At 35.3% G+C, this 18,139-nt stretch carries 14 protein-coding genes; 6 read left to right on the top strand and 8 right to left on the bottom strand.

Annotated elements, in window-relative coordinates:
- The first annotated feature begins 73 nt into the window (after nucleotides 1-73).
- Both DR871_RS09625 and DR871_RS09620 read left to right on the top strand, forming a co-directional pair.
- Nucleotides 74-3,388: a chemotaxis protein CheB gene (locus tag DR871_RS09625; RefSeq protein ID WP_113666098.1), complete on the top strand. Its 3,315-nt coding sequence runs from the start codon at nucleotides 74-76 to the stop codon at nucleotides 3,386-3,388.
- Nucleotides 3,389-3,468: 80 nt separating this feature from the next.
- Nucleotides 3,469-5,637, top strand: a complete 2,169-nt coding sequence (locus DR871_RS09620; protein WP_113666097.1) for a PAS domain-containing hybrid sensor histidine kinase/response regulator — start codon at nucleotides 3,469-3,471, stop codon at nucleotides 5,635-5,637.
- A gap of 94 nt (nucleotides 5,638-5,731) precedes the next feature.
- Here the strand turns inward: DR871_RS09620 and DR871_RS09615 are convergent, their stop codons facing one another.
- From DR871_RS09615 to DR871_RS09585, 7 genes are all read right to left on the bottom strand, one after another.
- On the bottom strand, nucleotides 5,732-6,463 hold the full coding sequence (locus tag DR871_RS09615) for an LOG family protein (RefSeq protein WP_113666096.1): 732 nt from the start codon (nucleotides 6,461-6,463) through the stop codon (nucleotides 5,732-5,734).
- A 151-nt stretch (nucleotides 6,464-6,614) separates the two neighbouring features.
- The gene (gene trxA / locus DR871_RS09610; protein ID WP_113635503.1) at nucleotides 6,615-6,917 is read right to left on the bottom strand and encodes a thioredoxin; all 303 of its coding nucleotides are present in this window, start codon (nucleotides 6,915-6,917) and stop codon (nucleotides 6,615-6,617) included.
- Between the two features lie 2 nt (nucleotides 6,918-6,919).
- Nucleotides 6,920-7,117 (bottom strand): hypothetical protein, encoded by a 198-nt coding sequence (locus tag DR871_RS09605; RefSeq protein WP_113666095.1) that lies wholly within the window; start codon nucleotides 7,115-7,117, stop codon nucleotides 6,920-6,922.
- 326 nt (nucleotides 7,118-7,443) lie between these two features.
- A complete protein-coding gene (locus DR871_RS09600) occupies nucleotides 7,444-8,067 on the bottom strand; it encodes a methyltransferase domain-containing protein (RefSeq protein WP_113666480.1) in 624 nt (207 codons plus the stop codon).
- A 1-nt stretch (nucleotide 8,068) separates the two neighbouring features.
- On the bottom strand, nucleotides 8,069-8,272 hold the full coding sequence (locus DR871_RS09595) for a YgaP family membrane protein (protein ID WP_113666094.1): 204 nt from the start codon (nucleotides 8,270-8,272) through the stop codon (nucleotides 8,069-8,071).
- Nucleotides 8,273-8,296: 24 nt separating this feature from the next.
- The gene (locus tag DR871_RS09590) at nucleotides 8,297-9,712 is read right to left on the bottom strand and encodes an MBL fold metallo-hydrolase (protein ID WP_113666093.1); all 1,416 of its coding nucleotides are present in this window, start codon (nucleotides 9,710-9,712) and stop codon (nucleotides 8,297-8,299) included.
- Nucleotides 9,713-10,025: 313 nt separating this feature from the next.
- Complete coding sequence (locus DR871_RS09585) at nucleotides 10,026-10,652, bottom strand: Crp/Fnr family transcriptional regulator (protein WP_113635512.1); 627 nt, start codon at nucleotides 10,650-10,652, stop codon at nucleotides 10,026-10,028.
- A 281-nt stretch (nucleotides 10,653-10,933) separates the two neighbouring features.
- On the opposite strand from DR871_RS09585, the gene DR871_RS09580 reads away from it, so the two are divergent.
- The gene (locus DR871_RS09580) at nucleotides 10,934-11,245 is read left to right on the top strand and encodes a rhodanese-like domain-containing protein (RefSeq protein WP_113666092.1); all 312 of its coding nucleotides are present in this window, start codon (nucleotides 10,934-10,936) and stop codon (nucleotides 11,243-11,245) included.
- Between the two features lie 60 nt (nucleotides 11,246-11,305).
- Nucleotides 11,306-12,886, top strand: coding sequence for an NADP-dependent glyceraldehyde-3-phosphate dehydrogenase (locus DR871_RS09575; RefSeq protein ID WP_113666091.1), 1,581 nt, complete (start codon nucleotides 11,306-11,308; stop codon nucleotides 12,884-12,886).
- 156 nt (nucleotides 12,887-13,042) lie between these two features.
- Here DR871_RS09575 and katG read toward each other — a convergent pair whose 3' ends face one another.
- Complete coding sequence (gene katG / locus DR871_RS09570; protein WP_113666090.1) at nucleotides 13,043-15,292, bottom strand: catalase/peroxidase HPI; 2,250 nt, start codon at nucleotides 15,290-15,292, stop codon at nucleotides 13,043-13,045.
- Between the two features lie 372 nt (nucleotides 15,293-15,664).
- Between katG and DR871_RS09565 the strand changes: the two genes are divergently transcribed.
- Together DR871_RS09565 and DR871_RS09560 are read left to right on the top strand one after the other, a co-directional pair.
- A complete protein-coding gene (locus tag DR871_RS09565) occupies nucleotides 15,665-16,108 on the top strand; it encodes a tellurite resistance TerB family protein (RefSeq protein ID WP_113666089.1) in 444 nt (147 codons plus the stop codon).
- Nucleotides 16,109-16,330: 222 nt separating this feature from the next.
- Entirely contained in the window at nucleotides 16,331-17,926 is a 1,596-nt protein-coding gene (locus DR871_RS09560; RefSeq protein ID WP_113666088.1) for a GMC oxidoreductase, read from the top strand.
- Nucleotides 17,927-18,139 lie beyond the last annotated feature (213 nt).

The following is an 18,139-nucleotide window of genomic DNA, read 5'->3' as shown; positions in this document are numbered from 1 at the left end:
CAAAATAAAAGAAGTAATTTGATAGAGCATTCCTACTCATCTTATAATAGTTATTGAAAATTAAAAATTTGTAATGATAAAAAATAATCAAGCCAACCTTGGTGAAGGTACGGTGTTAGATTTGAAACCAAAGTTGAAGGTATCGGATGCAGATGCCGCTGATTTTCCAATTATTGGTATTGGAGCGTCTGCTGGTGGGCTGGAAGCACTTGAGTTATTTTTTAAAAACATGCCCGTCAATAGTGGTATAGGATTCGTAGTAATTCAGCATTTGGATCCAACCCATACTGGAATAATGCCAGAGTTATTGCAAAGAATGACAACAATGAAAGTTTATCAGGCAACTAATGCACTACAAGTAAAACCCAATTGCGTTTATGTAATTCCACCCAATAAAAGCTTATCAATATTAAACGGAAAACTACATTTATTTGTTCCTAAAGAGTCTCGTGGCTTGCGATTGCCCATAGATATTTTCTTTAAATCTTTAGCACTGGATCGGCTGGAAAAAAGTATTGGTATTGTTCTTTCCGGAATGGGTTCCGATGGAAGTATAGGATTGAAAGCCATTAAAGAAAAAAATGGAATTGTAGTTGTGCAAGATCCTGTATCTGCAAAGTTTGATAGTATGCCTCGCAGTGCTATAGATTCAGTGATTGCCGATATTGTTGCTCCTGTCGAGGAATTACCTGCTAAACTGATGGCTTTACTACGTTATTTTCCGGAAATTAAATCAGAATCGGATTTTCTTGTCAAAACCAAAAGCAGTCTGGACAAAATTATTATCTTGTTGCGGGATCAAACCGGGCATGACTTTTCGATGTATAAAAAAAGTACCTTACTGCGACGCATTGAACGAAGAAAAGGAATACATCACATTGATAAAATGCAAACCTATGTGCGTTTTTTACAGGAAAATCCAAGTGAAATTGAATTGCTTTTCAAAGAACTATTAATTGGTGTAACAAGCTTTTTTAGGGATCCCGCTGTTTGGGATAAACTCAAAGAAGAAATTATTCCGAATATGCTAAAAGATATTCCAGAAGGTAAAACGTTGCGCGCCTGGGTTCCAGCTTGCTCAACGGGTGAAGAAGCGTATTCCCTAGCAATAGTTTTTGAAGAAGCAGTATCAAAAATAAAACCTCCTAAAAGTATTAAATTACAAATTTTCGCTACTGATTTAGACCTGTTGTCTATTGAAAAAGCCCGAAAAGGATTTTTTTATTCCAGTATAATAAAAGATATTTCTCCAGAACGGATTACTAAATTTTTTACCCTTGAAAATGACGGATACCGCGTAAATACGTTCATTCGCGAAATGATAGTTTTTGCACCTCACAATGTTACTAAAGATCCTCCTTTTACAAAATTAGACCTATTGACTTGTCGGAATATGTTGATTTACATGGAGCCGGAGTTACAAAATAAATTAATAATGCTATTTAATTATAGCCTCAATCAGGGAGGAATTATGATGCTTGGTACTGCAGAGACCGTTGCAAGCAGCATCAAAGGATTTGAAGTAGTTGATTCTAAACTGAAGTTTTATAAACGGATTTCAAAATCAGTTTCTCCAGAGTTCTCCAATTTTCCAAGTTCTTATTCCCAAACAAAAAGAGTAACCATTGACACTATGAAAGAAACTAAGGTCGTTGAAAACATTCAGACACTTACGGATCAAATTTTGCTGCAACGTTTTGCCCCAGCAAGCGTACTTGTTAATAGCAAAGGGGATATCATATACATTACCGGCAGAACCGGAAAATATTTAGAACCTGTCGCAGGCAAAGCAAACTGGAACGTTCATGCAATGGCACGCGAAGGTTTGCGTAATGAATTGCCAGGAGCGTTCCGAAAAGCGTTGCAAAGTTTCGAACCGGCATATATTGATAATATAAAAATAGTTGAAAACGGAGGATTCCATTTTATCAATCTGACGGTGCAACAAATAGAAAGTCCAGATGCACTAAAAGGGATGATTATGGTTGTTTTTACAGACATTCCAAATAGCATCGAATCCGTTTCAGGAACTTCTAAATCAAGAAAACAAAGTGCGACTCTTAAACAACAAGAATTAGAAACAGAACTGAAACGCAGCAATGAAGATTTGAACAGCGTCAGAGAAGAAATGCAAACTTCTCAGGAGGAACTCAAATCCACGAATGAAGAACTGCAGTCTACGAACGAAGAATTACAATCTACCAATGAGGAATTGACTACTTCAAAGGAAGAATTACAGAGTTTAAATGAAGAATTGCAAACGGTGAATACCGAATTACAAAGCAAATTAGTCGATTTTGAACAGGCCAATAATGATATGAAAAACCTGCTCAACAGTACTGAAATAGCCACTCTTTTTTTAGATAAAGAATTAAATATCCGCCGATTTACTGATCCGGTAACCAAAATATTCAAATTGCGGGCAATAGATACCGGAAGACCTTTCACGGATTTAGTCTGCGACTTGAAATATCCTGAAATGGTCAGTAATGCATTGGAAGTTATCAAAACGCTGGCACCTATTCAAAAGGAAGTTGCAACAGTTGATGGCAGGTATTATTACGTTCGAATTATGCCGTATCGTACATTGGACGATCGTATAGATGGTCTTGTAATCACATTTACGGATATTAGCGCAGCCAAAAAAGCAGAGGAATCCCTAAAATTAGAAAATCAATACCGCCGTCTTTTTGAATCAGCCAAAGATGGAATTTTGATTCTGAATTATGAAACCGGCAAAATAATAGATGTGAATCCTTTTTTAGTCGGAATGTTAGGATATTCTCACGAACAGTTAATTGAAAAATCAATTTGGGAAATAGGTTCACTCAAAGACATTGTGACTAATAAAGACAAATTTTCAGAATTACAAAAAAAAGAATTTATTCGCTATGAAAATTTGCCGCTCGAAACCGCGAAAGGAAGAAAAATAAATGTTGAGTTTGTCAGTAACGTTTATTTGGTCAATAATAAAAAAGTCATTCAGTGTATTATCCGTGACATTTCGGATCGTGTATTTGTTCAGGAGGCTTTAGTCAATGCTGAAACCCGTTACAAGCATCTTTTTGAATCAGTGAAAGATGGAATTATTTTCGTAGAAGGTGAAACAGGAAAGATCAATGCGATAAATCCTTTTTTTACAGATTTGATAGGGGAAACCAAAGAGAATTTTATTGGGAAAGAAGTTTGGGCTGTTGAATTTCTAAAAAAATTAATACCAAACAAGTCTACTTTTACAGAATTAAGCCAAAAAAAATCATTTCATTCCATTTTCAAGGAAATTGAAACAAGCAATAATAAGCGAATCAATATCGAATTTATCAGCACGGTATATTTTATTGGAAATCAAAAAAACATTCAGTTTTTTATTCATGAAATAGCAGTATAGAATAGTATGTAAGTTAAAAGAGGTTGTATAATTTCCAATTTCAGACAATTAAATTAGTAGTATTTAAAAAAGGTGTACTTATGGAAAATATCGAAAATAAAACCGAAGCCCGCGTCATTATCAGACAAAAAGCAGAAGAATTACATCGCAGTAAAGAATCTAAATACAGTTCTAAACTTTCAGAAGTCGACACTCTGAAGCTTATTCATGAATTAGAAGTTCATCAGATTGAGCTTGAAATGCAAAAAGAAGAATTGATGCTTGCCAAAGAGGAAGCTGAAAGTGTTAGGCAAAAATATGCTGAATTATATGAATTTGCGCCTACTGGCTACTTTACATTGACAAGTTCAGGAACAGTTGTCGAACTGAATCTCGCCGGTTCACAATTGCTGCGCAAAGAAAGATCTAAATTGGTAAATAGTCAATTTGGTTTCTTTATTTCGAATGCGACGAAGCCGGTTTTTAATCAATTCTTAGAGTCTGTTTTTCAGTCTACTGTAAAAGAATGTTGCGAAGTTGAATTGCTTTTGGATGAAAATACTCCAGTAAATGTTTATTTGACAGGAATCGTTTTAGAGTATAAAGAGCATGCGTTAATTACGATATTAGATATCACCCAGTTGAAAGAAACTGAATCTGCTTTACGAGAAAGTGAAGAGCGGTATCGCGATTTATTAAGCAATCTGGATGTTGGAATAATTGTACACAATAAAGATACTGCAATCATTTTTTCGAATCCAAAAGCCTCCGAATTGATGGGTTTGAGTGAGGCACAAATAAAAGAAGAGGATGTTGCCCATCCAATTTGGAAATTTGTAAAAGAGGATAATAAATCATTAGCACCAGAAAATTTTCCAGTCAATCAAATTATTCACACAAAAAGACCAATTAATAATTTTATTGTTGGAATTATTAAAACAGATAGCACAGACTTGAGATGGTTCTTAGTAAATGGTTTTCCTGTTTTTAATATCAGCGATGAAATTGATGAGGTAGTGATTAGTTTCATCGAAATAACAGAATTAAAAAAACTGGAAATTGAACTTATAAAAGCCAAAGAACAAGCCGAAGCAGCGAACAAAGCAAAATCCAGTTTTTTGACCAACATGAGTCACGAAATTCGTACGCCTTTGAACGGAATTATTGGTTTTACTGATTTATTAATGAGAACGAATCTGGACGAAAACCAGAGGGAATACATGAATACCGTTCATGAATCAGCAAATATATTAATTGAAATCATCAATAATATTTTAGATTTTTCGAAAATTGAATCCGGAAAATTAGAATTAAATATTGAGGAAATCAACCTTGTTGAACTGGCGCATCATGTTGTTGATATGTTTAAATACCAAGCGGAATTAAAGGGAATAGATTTGATTCTACATAGTAAGGAGTCTGTCCCTAATTTTGTTTTCGCTGATTCCGTGCGCTTGAAACAAATTTTAGTGAATTTAATTGGAAACGCATTAAAATTCACAACTACAGGATTTGTACGATTGGATATTAGCAGTGAAATAATTTCCGGAGGCGAGAATCGCTGTCTTTTAAATTTTTCTGTTAAGGATAGCGGCATTGGAATAAAACAGGAAAATCAAGAAAAAGTATTCCAATCTTTTATTCAGGAAGATTGTTCTATCACGCGTAAATTTGGCGGTACAGGACTTGGATTGGCCATTTCAAATCAACTTTTAGGTTTGATGAATAGTGAACTAAAACTGAAAAGTAAATTTGGGCAGGGAAGTGAGTTTTATTTTGAGGTTGAATTAGATAGTTCACTTCAGGAAATTTCCTCCGATGTAAATGAAATAACAGTCACAATTGAAGATACAACGATTGTTCCCGATAATTTCTCAGATAAAAAAATATTAGTGGTCGAGGACAATCGAATCAATATGCTTTTGGTAAAAACATTACTCAAATCGATACTTCCGGGATGCACTATTCTTGAAGCATCTGATGGTAAAAAAGCAATTAAAATGTACAAAAAAGAGAAGCTCGATTTGATCTTGATGGACATTCAGATGCCACATAAAAATGGATATCAAACAACTGCCGAAATCAAACATTTAAAAAAATACAACAATATTCCTATTATTGCTTTGACGGCTGGAATTATGTTAGGAGAAAAAGAAAAATGTTTGGAGTCCGGTATGGACGATTATGTTTCAAAACCAATTATCAGATGTAATTTAGAAGAGGTTTTGTATAAATGGTTGAAAAATAAAACATTGAGCGAAAATAATTGATGGACACAATGAACTTCTTTGACTTAATTAGCAATAAACGATCTTGTTTTTATTAGAAATTTTTAATGAAAACAATACGCAAATTAGCTTTATTTCAACCAAGTAACCATAAGGATTTATATTTATGTTTTTTTAAACCAAATTTTTTGATAGCATGTTTTTTAAGGTGTTCCATCACTTCTTCTACGGAATCAGTCACGAATAAAAGCTTCATGTCTTCAGGGCTGATGCTTTCATTGTCTGCCATTTTTTGAATGTGATGACACAATTCCTGATGATAAACGGAGTCGAAAATAACAATTGGGAAATCGCTGATTATTTTATTTTGAATTAAAGTTAGTGCTTCAAATAATTCATCTAAAGTCCCAATTCCTCCCGGCATTACCACAAAAGCATAGGAATATTTGATCAGAATTACTTTCCTCACAAAGAAATAGGGAATGTATATCCATTTATGAAGATAAGGATTTGGTTTCTGTTCCACAGGAAGGACAATATTACAACCTACCGAATAACCTCCTGCTTCGTAAGCTCCTTTATTGGCGGCTTCCATCAATCCTGGGCCTCCGCCAGTCATTACTGTAAATCCTAATTTTGCTATTTCAGAACCAATGCGTTCAGCGCTTTTATAATGTGCTGTTTGCGGTCCAAAACGTGCCGATCCAAAAACGGTCACGCAAGGTCCGATAAAATGCATTTTCTGAAAAGCTCTGATGAAGTTATAGAGCACTTTAAAAATGAAGAAAAGGTTTTTAAAACGAGTCAAGGGACCTCTTACAAATAAAGATTCGGATTTAGAAAGTCTATATTTACGAGGGTTTTCCATAGATTACTAAGATAGGAAAAATAACAGTCGAGATTTATTTTTCCAACTTAATAAATGTATGAATCTTCAAAAATAGAAATGAGTTATATTTCAATTTTTCCTAGATTTTCAGTATAAGTAAACTCAAAAAAAAATATTTTTAAAGCAATCATTATTGATTGCTTTTTTCTAAAATAGTTTTAATGATTTCTTCCTTTGTCAACACGCCGGACTGTCTCCACAACTGTTTTCCGTTTTGAAATAAAATCATTGTAGGAACTCCACGAACTTGATATTGACTGGAGATTTGCTGGTTTTTGTCCACATCAATTTTAATGATGGAAACGCGATCTCCCAAGCTGTCTTTTACTTCTTTCAAAATGGGGCCAAGCATTTTACATGGGCCGCACCAGGTGGCAAAAAAGTCAATTAAAACTGGTTTTTCGGATTGTATAATCGTATCAAAATTACTCATCGTTATTGTTTTTTAGTGTTAGGAATACTACAACCATTTGCGCCACAACCAAAATTAAAAATTACCTGAATGAAGAAAAATAGTCCAAAACCTATGAACATCCATTCTTTCAAAATATAGGCTTGTGCAAATAAAAATAAGGCAAACACAAGGCGAACCCAGCGCATAATATGCCAATTTGTGAATAGTAATGTTTTCATTTTTTTTAAAGGGAATTTAGTTTTTCATGATTGTTTTATCATAAAGAACCATATATTTCGTTTAATTTTAACCACATAGAAACATAGATTTTTAATATTTAGGAAGGCGTTTCACTTTTTTAAAGAAACCTTAGTTATGTGAATCCATGAATTAGGCTATATAACTCTTTTTTCTATGTTTCTATGTGTTTCAATTTATCTATTTAAGATTAATTGATTTTATTGACTACATCCCACGTTTTAAATTACTATTAAAACAGAGGAACAAAAAAAAGAGGATTTATGAGGACTTTAAAAACCGATCTTTTCATTCTCATTCCTTAGTTTTATGTTAAACTTTTCTTTTTCAATTCGATAAATAATTCTGAATTCGCTCTTGGTGCAATAGAATTATCGCATAAATCCATTTTTATAAAATAAAAAACAGCTGAAAACAGCTTTTTATATTCTTCTTTGCTTCCGCCAAAAGGAGGTCCAGATTCAAACGTTCTATTGAAAAGTAATCCTGCTAAAATTCCTTCTTCAGCCAAAAGTTGGTGCATTTTCCAAACGTATTTTTGACGCATCGTTGGTGGTAAAGCACAGAAAAAAGTCTGCTCAATAATCAAATCGTATTTTCCTTGATGTTCAAAGAAATCTCCCAAGACAATCTGAATGTTAGGATTATTTTTGAATTTTTCTTTTAAAACGGCAACTGGTGTCGGCGCAATATCGATAACGGTAATATTTGTAAATCCTTGCTCCAGAAGATATTCTGCTTCATAACTGTTGCCACAACCAGGAATCAAAATACGGCTGTTTTTATCAGCAACCGTATCCACATACGCTTGTATTGGCGGTGATACTTGGCCTAAATCCCAACCGGTGGTTTTGGCTTTATATTGCGCCTCCCAATAGGCAGCGTCAAGCGGTTTATCACAAGAAGTATTAGAACATTTTAAGTCGGACATGTTATATTTTTTTTCGGGTTGAAATTCCAAACGGGGAGTACAATGGGCAAAAACTGATAAAACTGGTGATTATAAAAATAACTGCAAATGCTCCTAAAACAAGTGCAAGTGTACCGCTGATAGTATTGGTAAAATACAATATCGCAATAAGTATTGCTATAGCGATGCGGATAATTTTGTCTGTTGAACCCATGTTTTTTTTCATTGTATACTTTATTTAGTAATTAATTTATTTTAACACTTTACTTTGGCAAACGAAATCCGTTTTAGGAACATCTGTTTTTGCAATAGCATTAAAACCGCCTTCAATTTCGGTGAAATTTCTAAAACCACGCGCTTGCAGAATCGAAGCTGCAATCATGCTGCGGTATCCGCCGGCGCAATGCAAGTAAAAATGTTCTTTTGGATTAATATCTTTGATCCATTCATTAATAGCCGCTAATGGCTTGCTGTAGGATTCCTCAACATGCTCAGCGCAGTATTCACTTTCTTTACGAATATCAATTATTTTGCTTTCGCCAATTTTCACTTCCTTGGAAAATTGTTCAGCTGAAATTCTATTTACAGTATCGATCTCTTTTCCGGCTTTTGCCCAAGCATCAAAACCGCCTGTTAAATGTCCAATCAAGTTGTCAAAACCTACACGGCTCAAGCGTGTAACAGTTTCTTCTTCCTGACCCACTTCACAAATAATCAGAATAGGTTGTTTCACATCAGCAATTAATGCGCCTACCCAAGGAGCAAAATCACCATCGATCCCAATATTTACAGATTGCGGAATAAAACCTTTGGCAAATTCTCCGTTTTTTCGAGTGTCTAATAGTAAAGCTCCGGTTTCTTCGGCAGCCACTTCAAATTCTGAAGGAGAAAGAGCACGCATTCCTAAATCCAAGACATTCTCAAAACTATCGTATCCTTTTTTGTTCATGGCCACGTTCATACCAAAATAAGCTGGCGGTGGCAATAAACCTTCGGTCACTTCTTGTACAAATTCGGCTTCTGTCATATTGGCGCGCAACGCATAATTAGTGGCTTTTTGGTCACCAATGGTAGAAACGGTTTCCTTGCTCATGTTTTTTCCGCAGGCACTTCCTGCACCGTGAGCCGGATAAACAATAACATCATCTGCCAAAGTCATAATTTTTGTTCGTAACGAATGGAATAGGGTAGCGGCCAATTGTTCTTGCGTCATGTGTGCCGCTTTTTGAGCTAAATCCGGTCTTCCCACATCGCCAATAAACAAAGTGTCACCAGAGAAAATAGCATGATCTTTTCCGTTTTCGTCAATCAATAAAAAAGTGGAACTTTCCATGGTATGTCCCGGAGTGTGCAATACTTTTATTTTGATGTTTCCAATGCTGAATTCCTGTCCGTCTTTTGCAGAAATGCAATCAAATTCACAGGTAGCATTTGGACCATAAACGATAGGAGCACCAGTTTGACGACTCAAATCGACATGGCCGGAAACGAAATCAGCGTGGAAATGAGTTTCGAAAATGTATTTCAATTTTACGCCGTCTCTTTCCAATCGATCCAAATACGGTTGAGTTTCGCGTAACGGGTCAATAATGGCTGCTTCACCATTTGAAGTAATGTAGTAAGCACCTTGTGCTAAACATCCGGTATATATTTGTTCTATTTGCATGATTGCGTTTTTTAAATTTATAGTACAAATGTACTTCTGTTTTTTAGGATAAACAGTGACAATTGTTACATTGCTTTTATTTTGGAACCAAAAAAAAAGTTGATTGAGTGACTTTTTCTATTTTGAAAATAATCCCAAAAAACAATACTAAAGATAATCAAAAATGAAGCTTAGTGATTATTTTACAAAGTGAATTTTTTATAAATTAAAATTTAAAGTATTGGTATTCAGATTTAAAATAGTAGTTTTTGAATAATTCACCCGGAAAAATCAGCATTTATAAAAATGGATTTTCTCGATGAATTGATAGAATTTATTTTAAAAGTTCAATATTATTGCGATGCAAGGAAACAATGCCGCGTTGTTCCATTTTTTTTAACAAACGGGAAATTACTTCTCTTGAGGTATTCAGTTCAGAGGCAATTTCCTGATGGGAAAGTTTTAATTCTTTACAACCGCAAACATCGGCATGGCGTTTCAAATAAAATTCCAATCGTTCGTCCATGGCTCTAAAAGCGATACTGTCAATGACTTCCAGCACTTCTTCAAAGCGACTTCTGTACGTATCTATAACAAATTCATACCAGCTGCGGTGTTGCATCATCCATTTATCCATCAAAGGTAAAGGCACCATAATCAACTCGACATCCTCAACAACTTTGGCCATGATTTGGCTTTTTTCATTTTTGGTCGCACAAATCATAGAAATGGCGCAGGCTTGCCCAGGTTGCAAATAATACATAAAAAACTCACCGCCATTTTCATCTTCGCGATATACCTTTATTTTTCCACTGATTACCAGTACCGTATTTTTGATATACTGTCCGGTTCGCATGATGATATCGCCAGCTTTGAAAGACTGAATGGAAGCATTGGCATCAACATCTTTTACTAATTCAGTAGAGAAGGAAGGAAATATTTTCTTTATCGGATCAAGCATTTTAGTTTTTTTCTATGTTTTATAATGTAAAAGTAGTGTAAAAACTCAAAAAAACAGAGTGATTTTGCGACTAAAAATTGTAGCAAGTACTTGATTTACGGATTAGTATTAGTGGATTGTCTATGGATTTAATAGACTGTTTTTCGTAAAATAAAAGCCTAATTTATAGTTTATTGACAGTTAATGTTTTGCGAAAACGATTTCTAAAGATTATTATCTAATTAACAATTGATGCATTTATTGTTCGGTAAAAACATTGTATTTTTACAAAAAACACTATTATGAATTTAACACAAGAAGATTGGGTTTCACAGTTTGAAGCTGATGAAAACGCAGTGATTTTAGACGTGAGAACCGAAGACGAATTTAATGAAGGGTTTATAGCTAATGCCATCAATATCGATATTCACAGAGGGCAGGATTTTGTAAATGAAATTGAAGCTTTGGACAAAAGTAAAAATTATTATGTGTATTGTCGCTCCGGAATGCGAAGCGCAAAAGCCTGTGAGATAATGAATCAGCTGGGTTTTGAAAATGCTTATAATCTTATTGGTGGTATTACAGAGTGGGAAGGCGAAGTCGTAGAACCATAAAATAGAAAGAGGTAACCGCCTCTTTTATGTATTTAAATTATAAATATAACATCCTTTAGTATGAATATAATACCAGAAGTATTTCAGATTACAACATTATTAAATCAAGATACGTATTTAGTGGACGGCGAATTGAAAAAATGGGAAGGTCAGACAACCGCTGTTTTTTCGACGATTTCATCAACGGAGGAATATGGTCCAACAATATTAGGTTCAATTCCATTTATGGGCGAAACCGAAGCGCTGGAAGCTGTCAATGCGGCTAGTGTTGCTTACAATAACGGTCAGGGATTATGGCCTACAATGAAAGTTTCTGATCGTATCAAATGTATGACGAATTTTGTCACTCAAATGAAAGCGACGCGCAGCGAAGTCGTTAAGTTTTTGATGTGGGAAATTGGTAAATCACTCGGCGATTCCGAAAAAGAATTTGACAGGACCGTAGAATATATTTATGACACCATTGAAGATTATAAATTATTAGACCGAAATAGTTCTCGTTTTACCAAAAGTCAAGGCGTTAATGCCATGGTGCGTCGTGGACCTTTAGGAGTTGTTTTGTGTCTTGGACCATACAATTATCCATTGAACGAAACCTTTGCGCTGTTGATTCCTGCATTGATTATGGGGAATACCGTTATTTTCAAACCTGCTAAACACGGTGTATTATTAATTTCACCTTTGTTAGAAGCTTTTAGAAGCAGTTTTCCAAAAGGAGCCATCAATATCGTTTACGGTAGAGGACGTGAGGTTGCTTCGCCAATAATGAAGTCTGGAAAAGTCGATATTTTGGCTTTGATAGGAAACAGTAAATCAGCGATTGCTTTGCAGGATCAGCATCCAAATAAAAACAGATTGCGTTTGATATTAGGTTTAGAAGCTAAGAATCCAGCCATCATTTTACCGGATGCCGATTTAGATTTGGCTATTCAAGAATGCATTGCAGGAACGCTTTCATTCAACGGACAGCGATGCACAGCATTGAAAATTTTATACGTCCACGAAACTATTGCCGATGAATTCAACAGACGTTTCGCTGCCAAAGTAGATTCGCTTGTTTTTGGAAATCCATGGGACCAATCAGTAATGCTGACTCCGTTACCAGAAAAAGAAAAACCGGCTTACATTCAGGAATTAATTGATGATGCGGTCAAAAAAGGCGCGACAATTATTAATGAAAAAGGAGGAAATCATACTCCAAATTATATTTTTCCTGCAGTTTTGTTTCCAATAAATAAAGAAATGCGAGTGTATCACGAAGAGCAATTTGGTCCCGTAATACCAGTCCTGACTTTCAAAGACATTCAGGAACCATTGAATGATATGGCGGAATCAAATTATGGCCAACAAGTAAGTTTGTTTGGAAGAGACATTAAAACTATTGCGCCGCTAATTGATACTTTAGTGAATTTAGTGTGCAGAGTAAACTTAAACAGCTCTTGTCAAAGAGGTCCAGATGTATATCCGTTTACCGGACGTAAAGATTCAGCTGTAGGAACATTGAGTATTCACGATGCCTTGCGTTCGTTCTCTATCAGAACTTTTGTAGCTTCGAAAGACAATGACTATAATAATGCTATTTTACAAGAATTATTAAATAGCAAAGAATCTAATTTCGTTAATACAGATTATACAATGTAAACCTATTTTAATTAGAAAAGTAAAGCCATCTCGTTTTTTTCGAGATGGCTTTTTTTATCGAGTTGAGGTTGCTGAGGTGATTCTATATAACCTATAAAAAACAAAAAAGGTGATCTGTTGCCAGACCACCTTTTTAAACAAATTATAAATCTAAAATTAAACTAAATCGAAACGGTCTAGGTTCATTACCTTAGTCCACGCTGAAACGAAGTCTTTTACAAATTTTTCTTGAGCATCTGAACAACCGTATACTTCTGCAATGGCTCTAAGTTCTGAATTAGATCCAAAAATAAGATCTACACGAGTTCCAACCCATTTTATTGCACCGGTTTTACGATCAGTTCCCACAAAAGCATCATCAGATTCTGAAAGGGCTTTCCATGTAGTTCCTAAATCCAATAAATTCACAAAGAAATCATTAGTCAATGCACCTGGACGTTTTGTAAATATTCCACTTTGTGACTGATCAAAGTTCATGTTCAAAGCACGAAGTCCACCTACTAGAACGGTCATTTCCGGCGCTGATAAGTTTAATAATTGCGCTTTGTCAATCAACATTTCTTCAGCTGATACCGTATATTTTGTCTTCACATAATTACGGAAACCATCAGCCTGAGGTTCAAGAACTGCAAATGATTCTACATCTGTTTGTTCTTGTGACGCATCCGTTCTTCCTGGAGTAAAAGGTACATTTACTTCAAAATCAGCATTTTTAGCAGCTTGTTCAATTCCGGCGCTCCCACCTAAAACAATTAAATCTGCAATGGAAACTTGCTTACCGCCAAAGTTTGCGTTGTTGAACTCTTTTTGGATGTTCTCAAGCGTTGCCAATACTTTCTCTAATTGAGAAGGATTATTTATTTTCCAATCTTTTTGCGGTTCTAAACGAATACGAGCACCATTTGCACCACCACGTTTATCAGATCCACGGAACGTAGATGCCGATGCCCAAGCAGTAGAAACTAATTCGGATACAGACAATCCAGAAGCAAGAATGGAAACTTTTAGTGTAGCAATATCGTGTTCGTCAATCAACGGATTGGTTACTGCTGGAACTGGATCTTGCCAAATTAATTCTTCACTAGGAACTTCTGGTCCTAAATAACGAGCTTTTGGTCCCATATCTCTGTGGGTCAATTTGAACCAAGCTCTTGCGAATGCATCATTAAATTCGGCTGGATTTTCAAAAAAGTGTCTTGAAATTTTCTCGTATACCGGATCTACTCTTAAAGATAAATCAGTAGTCAACATAAAAGGTTGGTGACTTCTTGAAGGATCATGTGCGTCTGGAACAGTACCAGCACCTGCGTCTCCTACTGGTTTCCATTGGTGGGCACCAGCTGGACTTTTGGTCAATTCCCATTCGAAACCAAATAAGTTTTCGAAATAGTTATTGCTCCATTTTGTTGGGGTAGTTGTCCATGCACCTTCAAGACCACTGGTAATTGTATCTTCGGCATTACCTTTTCCATAACTGTTTTTCCAACCTTTACTTTGCTCTTCGATACCTGCTCCTGCAGGTTCTGAACCAACGTATTTATTTGGGTCAGCAGCACCATGTGTTTTCCCCAATGTGTGTCCTCCGGCAATAAGGGCAACAGTTTCTTGATCATTCATCGCCATACGGGCAAAAGTCTCCCGAATATCACGCGCTGCCAATAATGGATCAGGATTTCCGTCCGGACCTTCTGGGTTTACATATATAAGTCCCATTTGCACTGCTGCTAAAGGGTTTTCTAGTTCACGATCTCCTGAGTAACGGCTATTTTGTGTGTTGCTAAGTGCTAACCATTCGCGTTCAGAACCCCAATAAATATCTTCAGCTGGTTCCCAAACATCGGCGCGACCACCGGCGAAACCAAATGTTTCTAATCCAGCCGACTCAAGGGCACAGTTACCGGTTAGAATCATTAAATCGGCCCAAGAGATTTTCTTACCGTATTTTTGTTTGATTGGCCATAATAATAACCTTGCCTTATCTAAATTTGCATTATCTGGCCAGCTGTTCAAGGGTGCAAAACGTTGCGTTCCAAAACCTGCTCCACCACGACCATCAGCAATTCGATACGTTCCTGCACTGTGCCAAGCCATTCGAATAAAGAACGGGCCATAATGACCATAATCTGCCGGCCACCATTCCTGAGAGGTAGTCATCATTTCGAATATATCTCTTTTCAAAGTGTCTAAATCCAATGATTTAAATTCTTCAGCATAATCAAAACTTTCTCCCATCGGATTGGATAGGGAAGAATGTTGGCGTAAAATGTTTAATTTCAACTGGTTTGGCCACCAGTCGCGGTTACTTGGACCGGCACCCGCACTTTGCTTTGGAGCAACTGCACCAGAAAATGGGCATTTGCTTTCTCCATTGACATTGTAGGATGTTGGGTTTGTGTTATTTTCCATAGTATAATTATTTTTTATTTTCTTAAAGCGAATTTACCACAAAGAATCCTTACCTGATTTGATTTTTAATAGATAAAATTTATAATGGTAATTGTCTTTGAATATGCTAAATTTAAGGAATTTATAGTAATAACGCCTCTTTTTAGCAGCTTCATAATGTTAAGACTATATTAAATTGTTGTTTGCCAAAAGAAACCTCTAGGTGCTGCGTTATCTCTTAAATATTTTTAAATTTACTGAAATTATAATTATTTTTCCGGACCTCAATTTTTAAAATCTGCAATTAATTTATAATTGTTAAATCACAATGTATTACTAAAACCTAGCAAATATCAGGATTGTTAGCACTAACTTTAACCAAAAATAAAAAACATGAGTTCATTTGAAAATAATAATAGTAGTCAAAATACGGTGAATTCTGAGTTTGAAGCTTGGGTTGGCATTTTATACTCTTGTATTTCTGCCGATAATCAAATCACCGACTCGGAAACGGCAACATTATCCAGAGTTTTGTCTTCAAAACAGAAATTTATCGGAATTGATATTGCACCTCTTTACAGAAAAGCATTTAATGTACGAGCGGAACTAGGACAATTAAAATATATTTCGGCTTGTTCCGAATGGATTAAAGGAGAAGATAAAGAAACCGTATTTGCTCTTGCATTGGAAGTTTTACTCGCGGACGGAACATTGGAAAAAGAAGAAAAAAACGTAATTGAAGTTTTATCCAATCAATTAGAAATTGAGAAAGAGATGACCAGCAAAATAATTGAAGTCATTTTCTTGAAAAATAAAGGTAATATTAAAGGAATATAAGTGGCTAACTCAAAATGTAGTCCTACTTCGTAGCGTAAATTAAATGGGTTTAATTTTGATTATAAAAAAGAAGAGTATTTCAAATCTGAAATGCTCTTCTTTTTTTGTTTTGGAGAAACAAAAAGTTGATTTTTTATTGTCAAAATAATCGTTGCGCACCTTTTACTATGCATGCATATTATTCAAAATAATTACTTATTTTTGGGATATAACATAAAAAAGATGCAATACGATTTTGATTACATAATAATAGGAAGCGGATTTGGAGGTTCAGTCAGTGCTTTACGACTTTCTGAAAAAGGATATAAAGTTTTAGTAATTGAAAAAGGCAAATGGTACAAATCGGAAGATTTTGCCAAAACCAATTGGAATCTCAGAAAATGGTTGTGGATGCCTTCGTTGCGTTTCTTTGGTATCATGAAAATGAGTATTTTCAGGCATATTGTAATTATATCGGGAACGGGAGTTGGCGGCGGTTCGCTCGTGTATGGGAATACTTTACCTATACCAAAATCGGCATTTTTTAAATCAGGAAGTTGGAGCGAATTAGAAGATTGGGAAACCGAGTTGAAACCATTTTATCAAAAAGCACTCACCATGCTTGGTGCATCCAGAAATCCCAGATTGTTTGACGGTGATCTTGCATTGAAGGAATTGGCAAAAGAAATAGGGAAAGAAGATCAATTTGAACATCCTGATGTTGCAGTTTTCTTTGGAAAAGAAGGGGTGAACGTAAAGGATCCCTATTTTGAGGGAAAAGGTCCTGAAAGAGCTGGATGTAATTTTTGTGGAGGTTGCATGACGGGTTGCAGACATAATGCTAAAAATACACTTGATAAAAATTATTTGTATCTGGCACAAAATAATGGCGCTGAAATCCTTGCTAAAAACGAGGTGTATGATGTTTTACCAATTGAGGATAAAGACGGGACTTCAGGCTACAAAGTCGCTGTAAAATCAAGTACTAAATTTTTTGGATCCAGAAAAGAATTTACTTCAAAAGGAGTGATTTTTTCAGGAGGCGTATTGGGTACTATTAAATTACTGCTCAAACTAAAGACAAAATCACTTCCGCTATTATCAGATAAATTGGGTGCTGATATACGAACCAATAATGAAACGCTAATCAGTGTTTCCTCTTTGGACAAAACTAAAAATTTATCAAAAGGAGTAGCTATAGGCAGCCTGTTGCACACGGATGACAACAGCCATTTGGAAATTGTGAGGTATTCAGAAGGATCGGGTTTTTGGAAATTGCTTCATTTGCCTTTGTCTAATGGAAAAAATACAATTGAACGAATGGTAAACATGACACAGCAAGTAGTAAAATATCCATTGTCCTATTTCAAAATTTATTGGGTAAACAGTTGGTCAAAAAGCACTACTGTTTTATTGTTTATGCAATCAATAGACAGTACTTTAAAATTCAAAAACAACTTTTTTGGCGGAATGTCATCGACAATAGGTACCGGATTAAAACCGTCCGCTTATATTCCGGAGTCTATTGCTTTAACAGAGAAGTATAGTAAAATAATCAATGGGAAAGCAACTTCATTTGTTTTGGAATCCGTAGCAGGAATCCCGTCAACTGCTCATGTATTGGGTGGTGCTGTGATGGGGAAAGACCGTTTTGAGGGAGTAATTGATAAAAATAATGAAGTTTTTGGTTATCAAAATATGTTGATCATTGACGGTTCTATGATATCTGCAAATCCAGGAGTTAATCCATCACTTTCTATTACAGCAATTGCAGAACGTGCGATGGGTCAGATCCCTGTAGCTAATGAAAGAAAGGATTTAAATTTTCATGCTAAATAGATGAAATAAAAATAAGTCGCTATTATTTTTCACTCCTAAATATCCTATTCTAAAATTAATTACCTACTTTAGGGTACTAAATAAACTGCATGATTTTATTTTAATTCAGGACTTAATTTGTCCTTAAAAACAATCCGATTATCAAAAAGAAAATAAAAATAGCGAAGGAAAGTATTCATGAGAGACTGCACAGGGAACCTTTAATCACGCATC

It is taken from the genome of Flavobacterium petrolei (assembly GCF_003314435.2).
GTDB lineage: Bacteria > Bacteroidota > Bacteroidia > Flavobacteriales > Flavobacteriaceae > Flavobacterium > Flavobacterium petrolei.
The sequence above is the reverse complement of the archived record's forward strand: the minus strand, read 5'-3'. Positions and strand labels throughout refer to the sequence as shown.

Bases quoted from the DNA above. Each gene is read 5' to 3' on its own strand.
- DR871_RS09620 (WP_113666097.1), top strand. From the start codon at position 3,469: ATGGAAAATATCGAAAATAAAACCGAAGCCCGCGTCATTATCAGACAA.
- DR871_RS09625 (WP_113666098.1), top strand. From the start codon at position 74: ATGATAAAAAATAATCAAGCCAACCTTGGTGAAGGTACGGTGTTAGAT.
- DR871_RS09600 (WP_113666480.1), bottom strand. From the start codon at position 8,067: ATGTCCGACTTAAAATGTTCTAATACTTCTTGTGATAAACCGCTTGAC.
- DR871_RS09585 (WP_113635512.1), bottom strand. From the start codon at position 10,652: ATGCTTGATCCGATAAAGAAAATATTTCCTTCCTTCTCTACTGAATTA.
- DR871_RS09615 (WP_113666096.1), bottom strand. From the start codon at position 6,463: ATGGAAAACCCTCGTAAATATAGACTTTCTAAATCCGAATCTTTATTT.
- DR871_RS09605 (WP_113666095.1), bottom strand. From the start codon at position 7,117: ATGAAAACATTACTATTCACAAATTGGCATATTATGCGCTGGGTTCGC.
- DR871_RS09565 (WP_113666089.1), top strand. From the start codon at position 15,665: ATGAGTTCATTTGAAAATAATAATAGTAGTCAAAATACGGTGAATTCT.
- trxA (WP_113635503.1), bottom strand. From the start codon at position 6,917: ATGAGTAATTTTGATACGATTATACAATCCGAAAAACCAGTTTTAATT.
- DR871_RS09595 (WP_113666094.1), bottom strand. From the start codon at position 8,272: ATGAAAAAAAACATGGGTTCAACAGACAAAATTATCCGCATCGCTATA.
- DR871_RS09575 (WP_113666091.1), top strand. From the start codon at position 11,306: ATGAATATAATACCAGAAGTATTTCAGATTACAACATTATTAAATCAA.
- katG (WP_113666090.1), bottom strand. From the start codon at position 15,292: ATGGAAAATAACACAAACCCAACATCCTACAATGTCAATGGAGAAAGC.
- DR871_RS09580 (WP_113666092.1), top strand. From the start codon at position 10,934: ATGAATTTAACACAAGAAGATTGGGTTTCACAGTTTGAAGCTGATGAA.
- DR871_RS09560 (WP_113666088.1), top strand. From the start codon at position 16,331: ATGCAATACGATTTTGATTACATAATAATAGGAAGCGGATTTGGAGGT.
- DR871_RS09590 (WP_113666093.1), bottom strand. From the start codon at position 9,712: ATGCAAATAGAACAAATATATACCGGATGTTTAGCACAAGGTGCTTAC.